Genomic DNA, 15747 nt, shown 5'->3' on the forward strand with positions numbered 1-15747 from the left:
AAAGAAATGATCATTCAAATACATATTTTTTTCTTGAGATTTGATTAAATTTGCTTTAATTCCTCATCTGTTAATGAGCAAAAACCTCTTGAACATCTCTCAGGTTTATTTAAATCTGCAACAGACTCCGACCCACCGATAATTAAATTATGTTTTGATATTTTATAAAACTTCTCGTGAACAGAATCAGTAAACTTGTTTTCCTTCTCATACTCTAACTCGCATGGATCTATGTTGTTATCAAACCATTCATCATATTGAATATAATTTGGCTTTGCATAATATGTCATATGACTAGAGTAGTACGACATAGGAATAAATACCACCAATTAAGGTCAAGGCTCTTTGGGTTGTTTATCAAGAATTTTCTTAAGATATTTCTTTTTGAGTAGCTTTTTTCTTTCGTTCAAGAATTTTTTTAATTGTTGCAACTTCAAATCAGCAGTAACTATATTCAGTACTGATTAAATGTACCTCAAAGTTAGCTTGATGGGGTGCATTTTGGAGAACCATTATTTCCATCGAGCTTTTGAATTTTGGATATGTCTAAATCGGATATCTCCAGCCCATAAAGTTCAGCGATCTTAGCCATCGCCAAACCCTCTGCACCTGTCCATGCTTCAGCTAATACCGACCAAGTCTTTTGACTAAATTCAACTCCGAGATTTTCGTTGATAGCTCTTTTTTTATCTATCTCCACTACTTTCTCTAGCCCCTGCTTAGATAGGTGACTTTTAATCCTTAAGAAAACAACCTCCAACATAGAATAATAGAACTTTTCCATTGCTTTGTTATATGCCCATTCAGCTTCTTTCTGTGCCTTTTTTGCACATTCGGTTGTAATCTCCATATCCATTTATTGTTTTAGAAAGTGTTTTTATATATTATAGTTTTAGAAATAAACCATTAAAGATGGAATCTGAAAGTCAGCTCATAAATAAATAATTTAAATAGATGCTATCGTCCTAATCAAATAACTTTTTTACAGAAAGCCTTTTTCATTAAACCCACGGATTTGTCCATTAGAGTAAATTAAAAATGTCTTTAGAACTTACAGAATTAGTCAAGGATTTTATAGCAACGAAACTCCTCTCGAAAGTTGAACTGGATTTCTTAGAGAGTGAACTATGGGAAACCCTCGAACATATAGATGAAATAACTTCCTTAACAGCAGCTCCAGTAGATGTTTCTAAAGAATTGAAATTAAAAGATGGTTCCTCATGGCAATTATGTTGTGCAGTAGTACTTGATGAGGCCAGACCACAAAAAACCCCTCGTTCAGAAAATCTTATCAAATTAATAGAAAAATTTTCTCTCCAATGACACTACTCATATAGTTTTGAGATTCTAATTTTAAAATAATTCAACAAAAATTTAGATCTCACTTATTTAATAAAAATATCTTTCTAAATTTATAAAAAAACATTCCCGTTTTCTCATAAAGATGATTTGGTTCTTTTTTTAGCTCTAATTCATATGGATTAATAAAAATAGTCAACAATATTCTAAAGGCAGTATAAAAATTTTTACTAGACTTAATATCCTGGTATTTTTCGGTTCTCAATTTAGAAATTAAATGCTTATCTAACAAAGCTTCAAGAGAGTGAAGGACTATATCTTTCTCCTTTTGACTGATTGTAGATAATAAAACCATCAACGCTTTTATTGATGATTCATCTCCACTGATAACATTCCTAAGAACGCTTTGATAGAGATTCTCCCATTTGTAGGGTTCATTCCTAAAAAGATTAGAAGCAGGTTCATCTGGATTAAGCTTTAAAAGTCGTTTATATTCATCATTCTCTTCTTGCGCAGAATTCCAATATTCATACAATGGTGATGATTGAGCGATATTCATATGTATTTATTGAAAAAAATAGATTAAAGGAAAACTGCAATCACACAATTCTTGGTAACCATCTTAGAGTAGATATTAATGCTTTGACTTCTCTGCTATTTGTTCCACTTACAGCTGAGAAGATTGCTTTAAAAGAAAACAACATACCAAACATTTTTGAGGTTAATCTTGATAGTATAAAGAGGTTGCTATCACAAGTAAAAATTTACTGAGCCTAATATAAAGAATTATTTAGTTGTGGTAGATATAAAAAAGTAAAAACGAATCAAAAACTAAGCGCAAAATATTTTTGCGGTATTAGTTAACCCTATTGAATAATCATCAATACTTAAATCTAAGGCCTCTAGGGTTTTGAGGGCATCTATTTTTCCAGCGGCAAAACTTTCACAAACAGAATTAAGTTTATAAGTTCTTGATGCTTGCGTTTTTGTAGGAAATAAAAAACACAAGGATAGAGGTAAAACAAAAAAGAATTTCATTTCGATCCTAACTATTTTGAAAAGCTTTTTCCAATGAACTGATATGAGCTCGATATGCATCACCTTCAGAACCGCACAACTTCTCATGTTCCGTTAACGGAATCCAAGACCAATCAAGTCTTAGAGCTAAAGACCAAAACATTACGACGTGACCAATTAAAAGGATTGGCCAATCAAGGCCTATGACATCAGAATGAAAAATAGGGTGCATTGATCGTTAAAAATTAGATTACTAACTTGACTTAAGTCATCAAGGGTGGAAAGACCCGAAGCCTTCATGTGTACGAACAACGCTCGTGGGGGAAGACGATAAGACCAAAATCATACTCAAATGAATATAACTACTAATACTCTTGCCAATTTGATGGCTAAGGTGGGGACAACCAGTAAGAGTGATGTAAAGCAAAAAGAAAAAAAACCTTAAAAACTTATGCTTATGCTCGATTTCATCCTAAATAAATAAAAATAAAAATTTTATTGAATTAATGAGCGGAGACAATTTGCTCGGAGAGCAACCTCTAAAGTTTTACTCTGAAGAGGTAACTAAAACCAAAATCGAACTAGTTCATCGTTTACTAATACTTAATGCTCAAAAAAATTCCATAGTAGATTTAGATAGAAAGCACAAAGAATGGGGAAATGAATTAGCAAGTTAAAAAAATAATAAAAAAATGCTTTGATAGCTTTAATTTGTATATTTTATCCATAATTCTTTTTTTACCTTGATATTGATAAATTTCAAAAAAACCTATGGGTACAGAACATTAATTTTTTAGCTAAAATAGATTTATTTTAATTGTATTTAAATTAATTTAACTAGATCTTTTTGATAAATGATTAACCGATTTCTAACTTTCTTCTTTTCAATTCTATTTGTTGTCACCATCGTCCCCCATAGAGCAAATGCAACAACAACTGAACTGCCAGATTGTATTGTCATTACTCACTGCGTGAGAGAAGACTTTAAAGTAAATGACTTAGAAAATGCATTTAAGAAAGCAACCAAAATAGTCTCTGAAACAGCAAGAACAAAAATAGTTGAAAAGACTGATTCATTCATTCATGCTGAAGCAAAGACCAAATGGAGGAGATACACCGATGATCTTCTATTAAAAGCAATTCCAGAAAAAGGTATTATTCAAGTCAGATCTGAATCAAGAGTAGGAGTTGGAGATAATGGAGTGAATCAGAAGAGGGTTGATGACTTTGCTTATCGTCTAATGACAGAGACAGTCATCGCTAATTAACCCTCAAGAAAAAATTCAATCTTAACTACCCTGTAAAGTCATTGATTTTGAACAAACTAAATTTTTCGATTAAGTTTGTTTGCGAAAGTATGGCTTAGGGATAAAAAGTAAGTGATTTTTTATACAAATTGCTTTTCTTTTTATGCTTCTATCAGCATTTGAACCTGGTAGAGAAATGGCCATCGCCAACTTTTTCCTAGCCATTTTTTGTCTGTTTACCGTTGCATTACCTTTCCTACTTATCACCCGTGGGGACAAAACAGAGGCTAATCGGGACTTCATTGCAGCAACGGTTAACCCATGGTCTCAAGTTGTTAAAGAAGCTAAGTTGGCTCAAGTAGTTCTATCTGAGATCAAATCATCAGTAGAAATGGATCCCAATCTGGAAACAGCATCCGAGCAAAATGTCGAAGCGGATTATGAATCAAAAGGTATTATATCTCTTGAAATCAAGGCAAGTGATGATCTAGATGAGACAACAACTCAAACATTCCCCACCGAAGATGAAATATTAGTTGCCTGAGAGATCTAAACACAATAAATGATCCGATTATTAAATGAATATCTAGGAAAATTAAAAAGCACCTAGATATTCATTTAACTTTTGTACTTGATCAGATTCACATAAAGAACATGGGGATGTTTATTTCCAACTTCATTTGCTTCTAACCATTCTTTATATTCCGCTCTTAATGCCTCACTGTCTTTGTTACCTAATTCTTCAATCTTTAGGTAAATTTCTTTCATGGTCACGTCAAGTGATCTTTTTAGACTTATTGAAGGGCTCCTCATACTAAATTTCCCACAATAGAATTAGAAATGAAAGTACAAGCCACAAATGCAAATGTCATTGCCAATGGTTTTTGAAATAATTCATTAGGTGTTTTCATATAAATAATATTCAGCAAGTGAAGCATGCTAATGAAGAACAATAAATAAAAAGCAAAATCATCTCTAATGGTTTGCGTGTGAAAATCGAGAGGTAAAATTGAGAAGATTTCATTCATAAATGATCTAAACATTTGATACGTTTTGCGTGTTCGGGTTCCCCATATGACATTGCAAAAAAAATAGTTGTGAAAATTAGGAAGATCGCCATTATAAAAACATGAAAAGTTTATTTCTTTTATTACTGATACCTCTTATTCTCTTATTTTTTTCTGTTATACCAGTTAATGCTGAGTCAGAATTCGAGATGTATCTAAGTGATTTTTATCAAAAACAAGAGAAGGCAAGCAAAATACTTGAAGAAATTGAGATAGATCTAAAAGATGGATCAAGAGACAGAATTTGTGCAAAGCAAAGAGAAGCTGCAACTTATGGAATAGAAGCTACAAATTCTTTGATTAAAGCATTTAAAATAAATGGTACTACAAGTCAAATGAAGAATCTTCAAGCAGGACTAGATAAGTGGAGAGAGTTGCGAGACTATTGCTAACAATTTATTGCATACCAAATAAATGAATCTATTAGTTATTGTATTTTTTATTGCCACAATTTGTTTAATAAGAAAATTGGCATGGAATCTAGAAGAGGGAACCAATGAACAAAGAGAACGGAATCCAGAGTTAAACACAAAAAACTTCGATATGCATGAAAGAAGACTTGAACAATTTTCAAAGTCTAAGTACAAAAATCGTATGTTCTATATCGGAGCTGATGGTACTTACTACTATTACTCAGCTACTGGAAGGAAAATTTTTTGCTAATCGATAAAATATCTAAAAGGGTATTGCTGCTTTAATTGGAACATCTATTGGCAACTTGTTGGCTTGGTTTAATACATCCGGTTCTGACTTCAAAAAAGGGTTTGAACCAAAAAGCAAAAGGAGGAAAAAGAAAAAATAAATTGCATCCTTTAGAAAATCAAAAAGCTTTGCGCAGATACCTGGTAGAACTCAAGTAAACGAGAAGCAAGAAGCATTTGGCATATTACCAAAAAAATAACAATGAAAATAATCAATCTACAAAAAAAATAAATAGGTAAATTATTAAAACGAATAAGCACTTAAAATATTCTTTAATGGTGGATTTTTAGCATTTTTACTTACCAACTCCAGTAAAAACAAACCCATTTTGAATACAAAAATCATAAGCGAAAATCTTGAGATGTTCAGGGATCTCAGTCCATTTCATCTCCTCAACTTTATTTACTTGCTCTAAACATAAGTTCTCTGCTTTAGCATAGGCCTCAATCATCTTTGACCAACTGTCAGAATAAATATCTACGTAAAATGCCTTTTGGTTTTGATCAAAGAAATTAATTTTGTCTTGCTTAGTACTAACCTTTTTAGAAAGCTGCTTATAGTATTCAATGTCTGATGTCATGATTACGTGCTTCTTTGAAAATCTAACTTAATAAATTTACTTTTAAATAGTGAAGTGATGTTCAAATCTATACATTAAGTAGTCTGTGAATCAAACGACTTGATTACTTTTTTGTAGAGTAAAGATAAAATACAAGAACTAAATTAATTTGGACTGCATAAATACTTTCTTATTTTGTTCGTCAATCCCATTGCGGATCAACACGTCTCCATCCAGTTGATAATAATTGCTTCCAAAGTTTAATTGCAATTGTTCGTCTCATCTTCTTGCGATTCTTTAGAAGTGGAGGTCCATTTACTTCAAGCCTTCCTTTCTCTATCAAAACTTTTGGGTTTTGATCCCAACTATGCCAGTCATACCGAAACCTCAGTATCCATAAACCATTTACGTCAGTAACCCAACCATCTCGCTTCATACAATCCTATACTTGGATAATACAAGAGTACCACTAATAGTTGTTGGCTTTATCAATGTGTATTTTTTGATGTAGCTTTAATTTTTCGTTTTGGAAGAGCTGTCATATCTGCTTTTGGAATGCTGAATGGAGTAAACAACTTCATTATGTTAAAAAATCTATTAACTGTATGTGTTCTAGGTCATGTGAAAGTTCAATGCATGGGTGAAACTACTCTAAAACATTCTCATTGAACTATAAAATGGGATATTTGGGAGTAGCTAATTTTTACATAAGATAAGACAAACTAGATTTAAAAGTTATAAAATTATTTTTGACTAGAAAACTTTTTAAGCAAAGCAAGTCCAGTCAAGATTTCGATGATTTGTTAAAAATGGAGCTGGGGTACAAACCTTCTCACCATCTGGTGTTACGTAGCATCTCTCAATGCCCCAACTTCGTTCAATGATTTTCACCTCAGTTGAGCCTTTTAGTAAAGGAGGTGCCGTAATTTGAACCCTCGTCATATGAATATGCAACTACACATTTTTAGCTAATGAAAAAGCTTTATCAATCGGCAAATAAATCCATTGACATTGAATCAAGTACAAAACATACAAACTTAATAAAGATAAACATGAAAGCTTTAAGGTCGCTCAAGCTTTTATTTTCTATTGATTAGACAGAAAGTTGACGTTGTAATCGAGATATCAAACTTTAAAACCGACTCAAAGAAAGCGTATAAAAGTAATGCTTCTCATGAAGACATTCACTAAGCAACTAATTCATCAATTTAAATGCAAATGTTCCAACTACAATAAAATTCCCAAAACAACCAAAGAATTGGCTTTTGCTTAAATCGCGAAGAATCGAAGTCTATTCAAAAGAAAACTTCATGTTATGAGGTGAAAGTAACATGTCACTTCACCTCCTGTAGCATTAGTCAGAGAGTGAATCAGAAGTTTTTTTACAAAGAAACGAAATGAAAAGAATAAACCTCAATCAAGAATCTAAGGAAATTGGAAATATTTATAAAGTGGCCGCAACATCTTTAACAGTTTGACCAAATACAATTGTCCATACTTGATTCTTTCTCTTTTCAGGGATGACGAAATAAATTATCTAAAAAACATATAGTTCAAACAAGAAGTAATCAGAGTATCAACAAACCAATGGAAGCGAACTAATAAAACTTATGTCACACAAAGTAATAACTTTATTTACTTTACTGAGTATATTTTTTACATACAAATCACAAAGAAGTTAGCAGAAAGAAAATATGCGTTTTTTTTTTATATGGTTCAGAAATAAATCACGAAGTAAAAATGCAAGTAGATCTAAATGAACTAGCAAATTCATACGAGGTCGTTCCCGTATCTCTTAGTGATCCTTTTAAATCTTTAGTTGCAGAACCTTCCACGATGGAAGTACTTAAATTCTTACCCATCATTGCTTTCATTGCTTTAATAATTACAGCCATATGGAGACAGGGCAAGAAGTTCCCAGTAAAAGCTATTGGCAATTTAAACAAAGATAGAAAACAAGATTAAATGAATTAAGGGATTTAAAAGATTTTCTAGTAATTCTTAATTGGTCCAGGAATAATTAAATATAATTAAGGTCAAATAACAGCTACAGAAAATTAGAGGTTAGATGAGGAATTAGCTAATTTATTCGTCAACTCAATTAATTTTTTAGATATTCCAATCTCTTTCATTGAGTGTCCTGCACTATCGATTACATAAAGTTTTGAAGAGGGCAATGATTTATTAAGATCCCATGCACTTCGCATCGGACAAACCACGTCATATCTTCCCTGAACAATTGAAACTGGAATATCTTTTAGCTTATTAATGTTATTTAAAATATAATTTTCCTCTAAAAAAATGTTATTAACAAAATAATGACATTCTATACGAGCAAAAGAATCTGAGAAATTATCATTTGCAGCTTTTTTAATGGATAATTTTTTTTGAATAAGAAAGCTTGTTGACATTTCCCATCTCGTCCAAGCATGTGCCGCTTTGGATCTTTCAGACCTATTTTGACTGGTTAATCTCTTATAGAAAGCATTAATCAAATCACCTCTCTCATTTTCCGGAATAACAGACTGATAAAGTTCAAATTCTTCAGGGAAAATCTCACTTGCACCTTTTTGATAGAACCAACTTAATTCGGTTTTTCTGCACAAAAATATACCCCTAAGAGTAAGACTTAAAACTTTTTTTGTGTGTTGAATGGCATAAATCAAGCTTAATGTTGAGCCCCACGAGCCCCCAAAGACATGCCATGATTTAATTTTTAAGAGTTGTCTTAGTTTTTCAATATCATCAATTAAATGATGTGTCGTATTTTCTTTTAACTCAGAATGAGGAGAAGATCTACCACATCCTCTTTGATCAAATTGAACAATATTGAATTTCTTTGGGTCAAAATATCTTCTATAAGAAGGACTACTCCCACCACCTGGACCGCCATGAACAATTAGAACAGAAGATCCATTTGGATTGCCGCTTCTTTCCCAGTAGATTGTGTGTAGAGGGCTCACTTTTAATATCCCTTGTTCCTTAGGTTCTATTTCTGGAAATAACATTTTTAATTAAATTTTCGTCTTTTGCCTTTGAGACATTCAACCAACCCAAGCATACATACCAAAATTAGCTATAAATTATTAAAAAAGAAATTACCTATGCCTAAGAAAAACTGGCTAAAAAGCTCACGATTAAATATTCATGCACCTAAAACAGGTTTTGCCTTAATGATCTTGGCTTTAACTCAGGTACCAGTAGGAATAAAAAATGCAGCCGAAGTTGCTTGTATTGGTCAAACATCAAATAAGATTTGGAAATCAGAAAAGAATCATGCGGATGCAAATATGCTTGCAGTTCAAAGATGCAATGGAAAAAATTAACTAGAATTATGTTTTCGTCTACAAGCAAAATAAGATAAAAAAGCCAAAAAATGTAACGTTGGCCTAGAACTTAATTTTTAACACGATAAAAAGGTGAATATTTGAATATTCTTCTTTTTTATGACTTCAACGCTAAAAATAATCGATCAAGAACTAGCTCAGTTTGGGTGGGTTGAGCCAATAGCAATTAATTCAATAAGTGAATTCACGTCACTCAAGACAAGTGTTGAAGAACAAACAACTAATGAAAAAGAATCTGATCTCATAGACACATTCATATGTCATCTTATTTTCTATATGGTTTTTTGCTATTCCCTATTTCTATATATTTTTATTGATTTGGGTTTTGGTTCCTTTTTAAAGAATAAAGTAAATACATTATTTAAACTCCAAAAAAAGTTTGAACCGCCTTCCTTTATCATTGCTCACTCCAATTAATACAGACTAAGCTTTTCCTTAAACAAATTATTTGGGTATTCCTTACTATCGCACTAACTAAAATAATGTATTTAGATAGGAAAGAAGTAATTCACTAACGGTCTGAGTCTGCACAGACCGTTTTTTTTATTTAAATGCAAAATTTTTTAGCCAAACTATCAAAATATTTTTATGGAATTGAAGTTGGTCAATTCTATGAAGAGCCCATAGGAGACGATTACTTATATCCAGATTGGTAAATAGACGTCAAATGCTTTTATTATCGTTCAATCCAAGATTATTCATTACTAAACAACCATTTAGAAAATGAGACAATCAATTGATTTTTAACTAATAATAACCACTGACTATATTTTTAACTTGGTAAGGCTTTAAGCATAGCCTCTAATCCTATAATTCATATCTTTGATTCGTTAATTAACTAATAGTTAATTCTACTTAAGTAAAAGACGAGGTGTATAAATTTAACAAGATCGATTAGAACATCTATATACCGATACGGAGGATTATGAAACTAAAAACTCCTTTGAACATAATCAAAAATGCATTAAGTGATATTCGAACAATGCATGACTTCTCTTATACGGTTCCCAATGAAACTAGAGATGAGTTTTGGGAAAAAGAATGTAGTAATCATCCAACAGCATCTACTTGCAAAGTTTATGAGGGCTAACAAAAATAAACTTTGTAGGAGTTAATATCTGTTTAACCAAACAGGAATTATCTAAGTAAAAAAAAGGCCCTGCCAAGCAGGGCCTCATAAAAAGAGTTAACAAACTAATGTTGATAGCGATGACCGCGATAAGCCAATTGAGAATTTAGCTCAGACTTAGCTTCGCTTCTGCATGTGTTGTAGTGATTACGCCTGTAAGTCAGCTCAACACAATCCTTTTGAGCTTTTTGCTCTTTGTGTTGGACATAGCTTTGTCCACGATATAGAAGAGTTGTCATCATCCATACTCCGAATGTTGATTTAAGTCCCCGTTCCTTGGCTTAAATCGAAATGCGGCTCGCTTTGTAACGAGTTGAACGTTTTGGTAGCGGTTGCTACAAAAACTATTATGTTATGAATTGATGGCACATGTAGTTCATCTGGATACAAAATTATCTAGTGATATATACTCAAATTTCATAATCTTTTATTCTTAAATATCAACTTAAAAAGGATCGTGGTAATTTTTTTTAAGCTTTAAGAGGTTTCCCATAAAGGTTTCTCAGAGACTTCCCATTCTGTTTCCACTGACGACCTCCATAGGTCTCTTGCTTTTTCATAAGTTAGCTTTTCACTTTCATGTAATTGAACATGAGGAGTAATGCCGTGTAGGAATCCGAGCCTGCAGCTAGCGTAGTGAACCCTTATGTATGTAGTTCCGTCTTCATCAGGGTGATTATCTTTTAAAAACCTCATTGCCCAGACTCGATCTTTTTTCACAAGCCAACTTTCATTTCGCATTTTCAGTAGTAGCTTGGATTATCTCTTTTATGTTGCCTAGCCTTAGAATGACAACTATCTGGTGACCAACGATTTTTAACAACTTCAAGGAAATCACATATGAATTCATCTGGGCAATCAAGCTCATCCTGCAATTCAGCTAACTCATCAATAAAAAATTCGAATGTTCTACTTATTAAACCTGACTTTTGCTTTTGGGACGGAATCCATTTGGCCATAACTAGAAACAATAATTAGCTAAAATAATAACTAAACTATTACTGCAGAACCTATTTGGTAAACACCTGCTATTACAAGCAAAACAGGAAGGTTTATTAAAATTAAAAGCTTAGCGGCAGTAATTTTATTAATTGCTGTCATTGCTAAATGTTTTTAAAATTTGAGTCAATCATTGGGAATATAACCAGGAATAATCTATCCCTAAAGGTCGGTTCAGGTAGGGCTAACCAGTTCGGGTACAAAAAGAGAAAATACCCCCAAAAACGTGAATTAATTCTGGATAGAGTTGGACATTAGAAGAAGATCTATGAAACGCAATTTATTATTTTTGTCATCGGCTATGTTTTTGACAAGCATGAATGCACAAGCCGAAATTTTTTGGTTGATCCTTCAAAACAGTACTTACGGAATAGAAAAAATAGAAATGAAAAACATGTCTCAATGCGAGGAGCAAGGCAAGCAGTACACAAAAAGTTCGAGTATTCCTCGTTACTTATGCTTAATAGGCAAATAAAAAAGTATCAAACAAAGTACCTTATTGGTACAAATGGATAGTTACTTGCTGACTTTTAATTAGTAGACGAATTGAAGGTGGTTTAACAACAATCACAATTTTGTCTCCTATTAATGAACTTTCTTCAAAAGTATCAACAATATCTCCAAGCATTAGTGCGATAAATGAAGGAGTATATTGGATTCTACTGAAATACTTATCTTATTGCTGTGCAGTTCCCTGCATTGCTGGAATAATGATGTTATCGATTTGTCTTCAGTGGATGACCACTTAATTTCACATTTTTCAGTCAGAGTTTACAGTCACCTAACAACAAAAATATAAATGTGTTTTGCATGGAGTTAATATTGTAAATCCATTTACCACTTGCTTAAGCATTTGATCAAACGACACCCAATTTCATTCCACTTTTCACCTTCGCAAGAATCTTATCGTCTAAATCATTGTCTGTTTGAAGAACTAGCCACTCAATTGCACTGATAATAAAAGCTTTCATTTGCTTCTTGAAAAATTTTTTTAACATCAAAAAGAGTACTGGCTTTAGTATTAAGAAAAGGAAACTAACCATTTCATTCCATTTATTCAATATGGTTTTACCTCATACTCTCAAATATTGGTGTAACCACCCCAAAAATCTTCGCATTGCACTACAACATCGGCTTAATTAGTTGGTTATTTTAGTAAGGAGTTTTTTTTTTAACATGCTTACTCCATATCACATAATTTTATTTGGGATACTTTTAGTTGCTAGTTCTGCTTCAATTTTTCAAATGTCCACTGCAGAGCAAAGTTGATGACATCATTTTTTATAATTGCAATGGCTGGTTATTTCTATTTGATGGCCTGCTTATGGAGAGATTTAAGAAGAACCAAAACAAGTTGAAATTCACTTAATATTTTTATTTTTAAAATTGCTTGTTAACTTCAAGAAGAACCAAACAAATCTTCTTCATTATCTAGCAAAAGAATGCAAAGCCTTACAAGATTTTCAATATTTGGTATACCCGCAACCATAGCAATAGGAATTGCCTGGATTGGTAATCGAATTGTTAAAAATGAAAAAGGTCTCAAAGATCGTGAATTAGAACTTAAGCTTCAACTAAACAATAAATTTCATTGGACATCTCTAATCAGAAGAAAAACTCAATGATGAATAATATTGGCCTAATTTTATTTGATATAGATGGGGTTATTCGTGACGTAACAAACAGCTATCGATTGGCTATCCAGGAAACTGTAAATTTTTTTAGTGGGTGGAGGCCCTCAATAGAAGATATTGACTCTATAAAAAGTGAAGGCTGTTGGAACAATGATTGGGATTTGAGCCTAGAAATGATTAATAGACATGTACAAACAAACAATCTTTCTTTTTCAGCTCCGTCTAGAAAAATATTAATTGAATGCTTTAAAAACTTTTATTTTGGTGGAGATCCAAACCATGACTCTAGTGAATGGTCAGGTTTTATTAAAGATGAAACGTTATTAGTCAAACAAACACTTTTTAAGGAATTAACTCAGCGAAGAATTGGTTGGGGTTTCGTAAGTGGAGCTGAATTACCATCAGCTAAATTCGTCTTAGAGCAGAGGCTTGGCTTAGCCTATGCTCCATTAATTGCAATGGGTGAAGCTCCTGAAAAACCTGATCCAACAGGTTTTATTTCACTATCCTCTAAACTTTCAAAAAAACCTTTAGGCCTTTCCAACACTCCAATTGCTTATATTGGAGATACTGTTGCAGATGTTAAAACAGTAATAAATGCTCGAATTAAGATCCCAGATCAGAAATTTATCAGTATTGCTATTGCCCCCCCACATTTACATGTAGATTCAAGTCGAGAGAAACGTCTAAGTTATGAGGCAGAGTTGAGAAAAGCAGGTGCAGACCTGATTATTAAATCGATGGACAATTTAAAAAATGAGATTCTAAATTTGTTTATAAACCAATAAATAATCCGATAATCTAATTTTTATTTCTCATAATTATTCAGTTGAATAATAAAAAATATACATAAGATAATTTGTTAGAAGGGTGCTTAAACAATTGGAAATATAAGTAATTAACCATCTTTAGCACGTAACTGCAAAACGAAATCAAACTGAAACTGCTTCAGCATTAATTACATCATCGTTGGACATGTTTACTTCATCATCCTTTGATTTCTTATTTTGAAGAATGTAGTAAGCAGCTCCACCCGCAACTGTTGATGAGACAATTAATCCAGAAATAAGTGTAAGTGCAACGAGTCCGCCTATCAGTCCACCTTTCAAACGAAGAAGGTTTGATTTAATTAAAAGAAGTAAAAGTAACGTTGAAGTTGCTTTTAATGAAGCGATTCTTAAAGCTGTTAAAGGCCAAAATGGATTAAAGAAAAACATTTAAAAATTTCTTTCTTCAAATGTAGAGGCTTTTTTGTCTTATTGAGGAAAAAAAAATTGAAAATGGTGAAATTGCTTATAGTTCCTTTAGGTGTAACAAAGTCTTGTACAACTTTTTCGCTCATAGATTCAGTTGGATAGGAGATCACATTCTTTGCTGTGAATGCTTCATAAATGGAAACCAAACCAATCACAAAAATCCATTTAGATCTTTCACTTGAAATAAGTCTGTTAATCATTTACGAAAAATGATTAATTTTTATTCTGTCAAGCAGTCTGAGAATTGGGTCAAAAAGATATTGATCGAGAGTTTTATCAGCGTTTTGAGAAGTCATTACCCAATAAATAAAAGCCCCAATACAGTGAAGAGTTAATATTTCAGGTCAAAAGTTTTCTGGTAATTCGAATCGGAGTTGAAGTGATTTTCTTTTCTCATTACCTCCAACATATACGTTCTGGATGATCTTTTTCAATTTTCCTAACTAGCAAAACCAAACCCACAAGACTCAATGGTCCAATGACATGTGCAACTTGCATAAAGGTTTATTAAAGGATCTAAAACCGCAAAAAAATTCATTATCTCAACAACTGTCGCCACCATTACAACCAATAATCTTGAAAGTGAGTCTGGAGGAATTAAGAACATATCCTCTTACTGATTTACTTGTTGCTTTTATCTTAGTATTAGCTTGAATTTAGAAATTCATTTTAATTATTTTTGGAATGTGCGGTCAATGTCCAAATATTCGCCTAATCCGTCCTCGGGTTTCCTCTGTTAAACAACTAACCGGTTTCAATCATTGGTAAGTTTCTTTAAAAAATATTAGTTCTTGTATTAGGAAGTTTTCAATAAAGTTGCTAATTTCGTATTAGCTCCAAATTAACTTAATTGACCTTCATATCATTATTGTTATTAGCACATCTACAAGCATTTCTCATCCCTATCCTTATTGGAATTAAGTCCATAAACAGATTCAAGCAAATTAGATTTCCTCTGCTACCCCCTTTTGCCTTTATCTCACTAGGCCTTGCTTCAATGTTTGAGATGTTCGATCATACGACTACGGATTGGATATATGTAGATCACTCTTCAATATATAATTGGCTGTTTTATTCATTTCTTTCTATTGGATTATCGTTCTTTACTATTTCAGTAGCTAAAAAAAAGTCGATCATAACTAGCAATATTTTGTTATTAATTGCCGCGGTTTTTTCTTATTGGTTACTAGACAAGTCAACAACTCTTTTAATTCAAGTATTAATAAGTGTTCTACTTATATCGCAATGGTGGAACCGATTTAAAGATTGGGTCTTCTTGATTTATCCCATCACAGGAGTAATCTTTACTACATTCTTTGGGATTCTACTTTCAAGTTCAGGCGAACAAATATGGCATGTATTTATAGGTCCATCTGGAACGATAAGTGTCTTAGCTTTTTACGCAGTTTTAAATAGATCAAGAAAAAAAGAAATCATTTCTGCTTAATAAGATATTGATCAACTTCAAGATCGCTATGACTAATTAAAATT

29 protein-coding genes are annotated in these 15747 nt (G+C 32.4%); 13 read left to right on the top strand and 16 right to left on the bottom strand.

Annotated features, from left to right (window positions below):
• Positions 1-44 precede the first annotated feature (44 nt).
• On the bottom strand, positions 45-311 hold the full coding sequence (locus tag AC6EIW_RS02720) for a hypothetical protein (RefSeq protein WP_498521065.1): 267 nt from the start codon (positions 309-311) through the stop codon (positions 45-47).
• A 170-nt stretch (positions 312-481) separates the two neighbouring features.
• Positions 482-856, bottom strand: a complete 375-nt coding sequence (locus AC6EIW_RS02725) for a hypothetical protein (protein WP_498521066.1) — start codon at positions 854-856, stop codon at positions 482-484.
• A 182-nt stretch (positions 857-1038) separates the two neighbouring features.
• Here AC6EIW_RS02725 and AC6EIW_RS02730 point away from each other — a divergent pair, with 182 nt between their 5' ends.
• On the top strand, positions 1039-1323 hold the full coding sequence (locus AC6EIW_RS02730; RefSeq protein WP_498521067.1) for an inward rectifier potassium channel: 285 nt from the start codon (positions 1039-1041) through the stop codon (positions 1321-1323).
• A 58-nt stretch (positions 1324-1381) separates the two neighbouring features.
• Here AC6EIW_RS02730 and AC6EIW_RS02735 read toward each other — a convergent pair whose 3' ends face one another.
• The 3 genes from AC6EIW_RS02735 to AC6EIW_RS02745 form a co-directional block, all read right to left on the bottom strand.
• Positions 1382-1858, bottom strand: a complete 477-nt coding sequence (locus AC6EIW_RS02735; protein WP_498521068.1) for a hypothetical protein — start codon at positions 1856-1858, stop codon at positions 1382-1384.
• A gap of 272 nt (positions 1859-2130) precedes the next feature.
• Positions 2131-2337: a hypothetical protein gene (locus tag AC6EIW_RS02740; protein ID WP_498521069.1), complete on the bottom strand. Its 207-nt coding sequence runs from the start codon at positions 2335-2337 to the stop codon at positions 2131-2133.
• Between the two features lie 7 nt (positions 2338-2344).
• Positions 2345-2548, bottom strand: coding sequence for a hypothetical protein (locus AC6EIW_RS02745; protein ID WP_498521070.1), 204 nt, complete (start codon positions 2546-2548; stop codon positions 2345-2347).
• Between the two features lie 274 nt (positions 2549-2822).
• On the opposite strand from AC6EIW_RS02745, the gene AC6EIW_RS02750 reads away from it, so the two are divergent.
• The 3 genes from AC6EIW_RS02750 to AC6EIW_RS02760 all read left to right on the top strand — a co-directional run bounded on the left by AC6EIW_RS02750 (position 2823) and on the right by AC6EIW_RS02760 (position 4107).
• The gene (locus AC6EIW_RS02750; RefSeq protein WP_498521071.1) at positions 2823-2993 is read left to right on the top strand and encodes a hypothetical protein; all 171 of its coding nucleotides are present in this window, start codon (positions 2823-2825) and stop codon (positions 2991-2993) included.
• Between the two features lie 177 nt (positions 2994-3170).
• Positions 3171-3584 (top strand): DUF1499 domain-containing protein, encoded by a 414-nt coding sequence (locus tag AC6EIW_RS02755; protein ID WP_498521072.1) that lies wholly within the window; start codon positions 3171-3173, stop codon positions 3582-3584.
• A gap of 142 nt (positions 3585-3726) precedes the next feature.
• Complete coding sequence (locus AC6EIW_RS02760) at positions 3727-4107, top strand: hypothetical protein (protein WP_498521073.1); 381 nt, start codon at positions 3727-3729, stop codon at positions 4105-4107.
• A 74-nt stretch (positions 4108-4181) separates the two neighbouring features.
• On the opposite strand, the gene AC6EIW_RS02765 is transcribed toward AC6EIW_RS02760, so the two are convergent.
• Positions 4182-4376 (bottom strand): hypothetical protein, encoded by a 195-nt coding sequence (locus AC6EIW_RS02765; RefSeq protein ID WP_498521074.1) that lies wholly within the window; start codon positions 4374-4376, stop codon positions 4182-4184.
• Between the two features lie 316 nt (positions 4377-4692).
• On the opposite strand from AC6EIW_RS02765, the gene AC6EIW_RS02770 reads away from it, so the two are divergent.
• Together AC6EIW_RS02770 and AC6EIW_RS02775 are read left to right on the top strand one after the other, a co-directional pair.
• Positions 4693-5022, top strand: a complete 330-nt coding sequence (locus AC6EIW_RS02770) for a hypothetical protein (protein WP_498521075.1) — start codon at positions 4693-4695, stop codon at positions 5020-5022.
• A gap of 22 nt (positions 5023-5044) precedes the next feature.
• Positions 5045-5293: a hypothetical protein gene (locus tag AC6EIW_RS02775; protein ID WP_498521076.1), complete on the top strand. Its 249-nt coding sequence runs from the start codon at positions 5045-5047 to the stop codon at positions 5291-5293.
• A gap of 334 nt (positions 5294-5627) precedes the next feature.
• Here AC6EIW_RS02775 and AC6EIW_RS02780 read toward each other — a convergent pair whose 3' ends face one another.
• From AC6EIW_RS02780 to AC6EIW_RS02790, 3 genes are all read right to left on the bottom strand, one after another.
• Positions 5628-5912 carry a hypothetical protein gene (locus AC6EIW_RS02780; RefSeq protein ID WP_498521077.1) on the bottom strand — a complete coding sequence of 95 codons (285 nt, stop codon included), beginning with the start codon at positions 5910-5912 and terminating at the stop codon, positions 5628-5630.
• 181 nt (positions 5913-6093) lie between these two features.
• Positions 6094-6327 carry a DUF1651 domain-containing protein gene (locus tag AC6EIW_RS02785; RefSeq protein ID WP_498521078.1) on the bottom strand — a complete coding sequence of 78 codons (234 nt, stop codon included), beginning with the start codon at positions 6325-6327 and terminating at the stop codon, positions 6094-6096.
• A 329-nt stretch (positions 6328-6656) separates the two neighbouring features.
• Entirely contained in the window at positions 6657-6833 is a 177-nt protein-coding gene (locus tag AC6EIW_RS02790; protein ID WP_498521079.1) for a hypothetical protein, read from the bottom strand.
• A gap of 798 nt (positions 6834-7631) precedes the next feature.
• On the opposite strand from AC6EIW_RS02790, the gene AC6EIW_RS02795 reads away from it, so the two are divergent.
• Positions 7632-7856 carry a hypothetical protein gene (locus AC6EIW_RS02795; RefSeq protein ID WP_498521080.1) on the top strand — a complete coding sequence of 75 codons (225 nt, stop codon included), beginning with the start codon at positions 7632-7634 and terminating at the stop codon, positions 7854-7856.
• A gap of 92 nt (positions 7857-7948) precedes the next feature.
• On the opposite strand, the gene pip is transcribed toward AC6EIW_RS02795, so the two are convergent.
• Positions 7949-8899: a prolyl aminopeptidase gene (pip, locus tag AC6EIW_RS02800; protein WP_498521081.1), complete on the bottom strand. Its 951-nt coding sequence runs from the start codon at positions 8897-8899 to the stop codon at positions 7949-7951.
• A gap of 96 nt (positions 8900-8995) precedes the next feature.
• Between pip and AC6EIW_RS02805 the strand changes: the two genes are divergently transcribed.
• The 3 genes from AC6EIW_RS02805 (at position 8996) to AC6EIW_RS02815 (ending at position 10328) form a co-directional block, all read left to right on the top strand.
• The gene (locus AC6EIW_RS02805; RefSeq protein WP_498521082.1) at positions 8996-9217 is read left to right on the top strand and encodes a hypothetical protein; all 222 of its coding nucleotides are present in this window, start codon (positions 8996-8998) and stop codon (positions 9215-9217) included.
• A gap of 120 nt (positions 9218-9337) precedes the next feature.
• Positions 9338-9655 (top strand): hypothetical protein, encoded by a 318-nt coding sequence (locus AC6EIW_RS02810; RefSeq protein ID WP_498521083.1) that lies wholly within the window; start codon positions 9338-9340, stop codon positions 9653-9655.
• Positions 9656-10163: 508 nt separating this feature from the next.
• The gene (locus AC6EIW_RS02815) at positions 10164-10328 is read left to right on the top strand and encodes a hypothetical protein (RefSeq protein WP_269610566.1); all 165 of its coding nucleotides are present in this window, start codon (positions 10164-10166) and stop codon (positions 10326-10328) included.
• A 104-nt stretch (positions 10329-10432) separates the two neighbouring features.
• Here AC6EIW_RS02815 and AC6EIW_RS02820 read toward each other — a convergent pair whose 3' ends face one another.
• The 4 genes from AC6EIW_RS02820 to AC6EIW_RS02835 form a co-directional block, all read right to left on the bottom strand.
• Positions 10433-10609 carry a DUF4278 domain-containing protein gene (locus tag AC6EIW_RS02820; RefSeq protein WP_498521084.1) on the bottom strand — a complete coding sequence of 59 codons (177 nt, stop codon included), beginning with the start codon at positions 10607-10609 and terminating at the stop codon, positions 10433-10435.
• Positions 10610-10844: 235 nt separating this feature from the next.
• Positions 10845-11108: a DUF1651 domain-containing protein gene (locus AC6EIW_RS02825; protein ID WP_498521085.1), complete on the bottom strand. Its 264-nt coding sequence runs from the start codon at positions 11106-11108 to the stop codon at positions 10845-10847.
• A gap of 2 nt (positions 11109-11110) precedes the next feature.
• Complete coding sequence (locus AC6EIW_RS02830) at positions 11111-11326, bottom strand: hypothetical protein (protein WP_498521086.1); 216 nt, start codon at positions 11324-11326, stop codon at positions 11111-11113.
• Positions 11327-11862: 536 nt separating this feature from the next.
• The gene (locus tag AC6EIW_RS02835) at positions 11863-11994 is read right to left on the bottom strand and encodes a hypothetical protein (protein WP_498521087.1); all 132 of its coding nucleotides are present in this window, start codon (positions 11992-11994) and stop codon (positions 11863-11865) included.
• Between the two features lie 814 nt (positions 11995-12808).
• On the opposite strand from AC6EIW_RS02835, the gene AC6EIW_RS02840 reads away from it, so the two are divergent.
• Together AC6EIW_RS02840 and AC6EIW_RS02845 are read left to right on the top strand one after the other, a co-directional pair.
• Positions 12809-12991: a hypothetical protein gene (locus tag AC6EIW_RS02840; RefSeq protein ID WP_498521088.1), complete on the top strand. Its 183-nt coding sequence runs from the start codon at positions 12809-12811 to the stop codon at positions 12989-12991.
• Positions 12988-13788: a TIGR01548 family HAD-type hydrolase gene (locus tag AC6EIW_RS02845; protein WP_498521089.1), complete on the top strand. Its 801-nt coding sequence runs from the start codon at positions 12988-12990 to the stop codon at positions 13786-13788. The genes AC6EIW_RS02840 and AC6EIW_RS02845 overlap by 4 nt, the downstream gene beginning before the upstream one ends.
• Before the next feature lie 144 nt (positions 13789-13932).
• Here the strand turns inward: AC6EIW_RS02845 and AC6EIW_RS02850 are convergent, their stop codons facing one another.
• Both AC6EIW_RS02850 and AC6EIW_RS02855 read right to left on the bottom strand, forming a co-directional pair.
• Positions 13933-14217, bottom strand: a complete 285-nt coding sequence (locus tag AC6EIW_RS02850) for a hypothetical protein (RefSeq protein ID WP_498521090.1) — start codon at positions 14215-14217, stop codon at positions 13933-13935.
• A 478-nt stretch (positions 14218-14695) separates the two neighbouring features.
• On the bottom strand, positions 14696-14863 hold the full coding sequence (locus tag AC6EIW_RS02855) for a hypothetical protein (protein WP_498521091.1): 168 nt from the start codon (positions 14861-14863) through the stop codon (positions 14696-14698).
• Positions 14864-15106: 243 nt separating this feature from the next.
• Here AC6EIW_RS02855 and AC6EIW_RS02860 point away from each other — a divergent pair, with 243 nt between their 5' ends.
• Positions 15107-15703: a hypothetical protein gene (locus tag AC6EIW_RS02860; RefSeq protein WP_498521092.1), complete on the top strand. Its 597-nt coding sequence runs from the start codon at positions 15107-15109 to the stop codon at positions 15701-15703.
• Positions 15704-15747 lie beyond the last annotated feature (44 nt).

The organism is Prochlorococcus sp. MIT2308 (genome assembly GCF_059772345.1).

What these genes read in the sequence shown, in the direction of transcription:
- AC6EIW_RS02720 (WP_498521065.1), bottom strand. Translation starts at nt 311, where the DNA reads ATGTCGTACTACTCTAGTCATATGACATATTATGCAAAGCCAAATTAT.
- AC6EIW_RS02725 (WP_498521066.1), bottom strand. Translation starts at nt 856, where the DNA reads ATGGATATGGAGATTACAACCGAATGTGCAAAAAAGGCACAGAAAGAA.
- AC6EIW_RS02730 (WP_498521067.1), top strand. Translation starts at nt 1,039, where the DNA reads ATGTCTTTAGAACTTACAGAATTAGTCAAGGATTTTATAGCAACGAAA.
- AC6EIW_RS02735 (WP_498521068.1), bottom strand. Translation starts at nt 1,858, where the DNA reads ATGAATATCGCTCAATCATCACCATTGTATGAATATTGGAATTCTGCG.
- AC6EIW_RS02740 (WP_498521069.1), bottom strand. Translation starts at nt 2,337, where the DNA reads ATGAAATTCTTTTTTGTTTTACCTCTATCCTTGTGTTTTTTATTTCCT.
- AC6EIW_RS02745 (WP_498521070.1), bottom strand. Translation starts at nt 2,548, where the DNA reads ATGCACCCTATTTTTCATTCTGATGTCATAGGCCTTGATTGGCCAATC.
- AC6EIW_RS02750 (WP_498521071.1), top strand. Translation starts at nt 2,823, where the DNA reads ATGAGCGGAGACAATTTGCTCGGAGAGCAACCTCTAAAGTTTTACTCT.
- AC6EIW_RS02755 (WP_498521072.1), top strand. Translation starts at nt 3,171, where the DNA reads ATGATTAACCGATTTCTAACTTTCTTCTTTTCAATTCTATTTGTTGTC.
- AC6EIW_RS02760 (WP_498521073.1), top strand. Translation starts at nt 3,727, where the DNA reads ATGCTTCTATCAGCATTTGAACCTGGTAGAGAAATGGCCATCGCCAAC.
- AC6EIW_RS02765 (WP_498521074.1), bottom strand. Translation starts at nt 4,376, where the DNA reads ATGAGGAGCCCTTCAATAAGTCTAAAAAGATCACTTGACGTGACCATG.
- AC6EIW_RS02770 (WP_498521075.1), top strand. Translation starts at nt 4,693, where the DNA reads ATGAAAAGTTTATTTCTTTTATTACTGATACCTCTTATTCTCTTATTT.
- AC6EIW_RS02775 (WP_498521076.1), top strand. Translation starts at nt 5,045, where the DNA reads ATGAATCTATTAGTTATTGTATTTTTTATTGCCACAATTTGTTTAATA.
- AC6EIW_RS02780 (WP_498521077.1), bottom strand. Translation starts at nt 5,912, where the DNA reads ATGACATCAGACATTGAATACTATAAGCAGCTTTCTAAAAAGGTTAGT.
- AC6EIW_RS02785 (WP_498521078.1), bottom strand. Translation starts at nt 6,327, where the DNA reads ATGAAGCGAGATGGTTGGGTTACTGACGTAAATGGTTTATGGATACTG.
- AC6EIW_RS02790 (WP_498521079.1), bottom strand. Translation starts at nt 6,833, where the DNA reads ATGACGAGGGTTCAAATTACGGCACCTCCTTTACTAAAAGGCTCAACT.
- AC6EIW_RS02795 (WP_498521080.1), top strand. Translation starts at nt 7,632, where the DNA reads ATGCAAGTAGATCTAAATGAACTAGCAAATTCATACGAGGTCGTTCCC.
- pip (WP_498521081.1), bottom strand. Translation starts at nt 8,899, where the DNA reads ATGTTATTTCCAGAAATAGAACCTAAGGAACAAGGGATATTAAAAGTG.
- AC6EIW_RS02805 (WP_498521082.1), top strand. Translation starts at nt 8,996, where the DNA reads ATGCCTAAGAAAAACTGGCTAAAAAGCTCACGATTAAATATTCATGCA.
- AC6EIW_RS02810 (WP_498521083.1), top strand. Translation starts at nt 9,338, where the DNA reads ATGACTTCAACGCTAAAAATAATCGATCAAGAACTAGCTCAGTTTGGG.
- AC6EIW_RS02815 (WP_269610566.1), top strand. Translation starts at nt 10,164, where the DNA reads ATGAAACTAAAAACTCCTTTGAACATAATCAAAAATGCATTAAGTGAT.
- AC6EIW_RS02820 (WP_498521084.1), bottom strand. Translation starts at nt 10,609, where the DNA reads ATGATGACAACTCTTCTATATCGTGGACAAAGCTATGTCCAACACAAA.
- AC6EIW_RS02825 (WP_498521085.1), bottom strand. Translation starts at nt 11,108, where the DNA reads ATGCGAAATGAAAGTTGGCTTGTGAAAAAAGATCGAGTCTGGGCAATG.
- AC6EIW_RS02830 (WP_498521086.1), bottom strand. Translation starts at nt 11,326, where the DNA reads ATGGCCAAATGGATTCCGTCCCAAAAGCAAAAGTCAGGTTTAATAAGT.
- AC6EIW_RS02835 (WP_498521087.1), bottom strand. Translation starts at nt 11,994, where the DNA reads ATGCTTGGAGATATTGTTGATACTTTTGAAGAAAGTTCATTAATAGGA.
- AC6EIW_RS02840 (WP_498521088.1), top strand. Translation starts at nt 12,809, where the DNA reads ATGCAAAGCCTTACAAGATTTTCAATATTTGGTATACCCGCAACCATA.
- AC6EIW_RS02845 (WP_498521089.1), top strand. Translation starts at nt 12,988, where the DNA reads ATGATGAATAATATTGGCCTAATTTTATTTGATATAGATGGGGTTATT.
- AC6EIW_RS02850 (WP_498521090.1), bottom strand. Translation starts at nt 14,217, where the DNA reads ATGTTTTTCTTTAATCCATTTTGGCCTTTAACAGCTTTAAGAATCGCT.
- AC6EIW_RS02855 (WP_498521091.1), bottom strand. Translation starts at nt 14,863, where the DNA reads ATGTTCTTAATTCCTCCAGACTCACTTTCAAGATTATTGGTTGTAATG.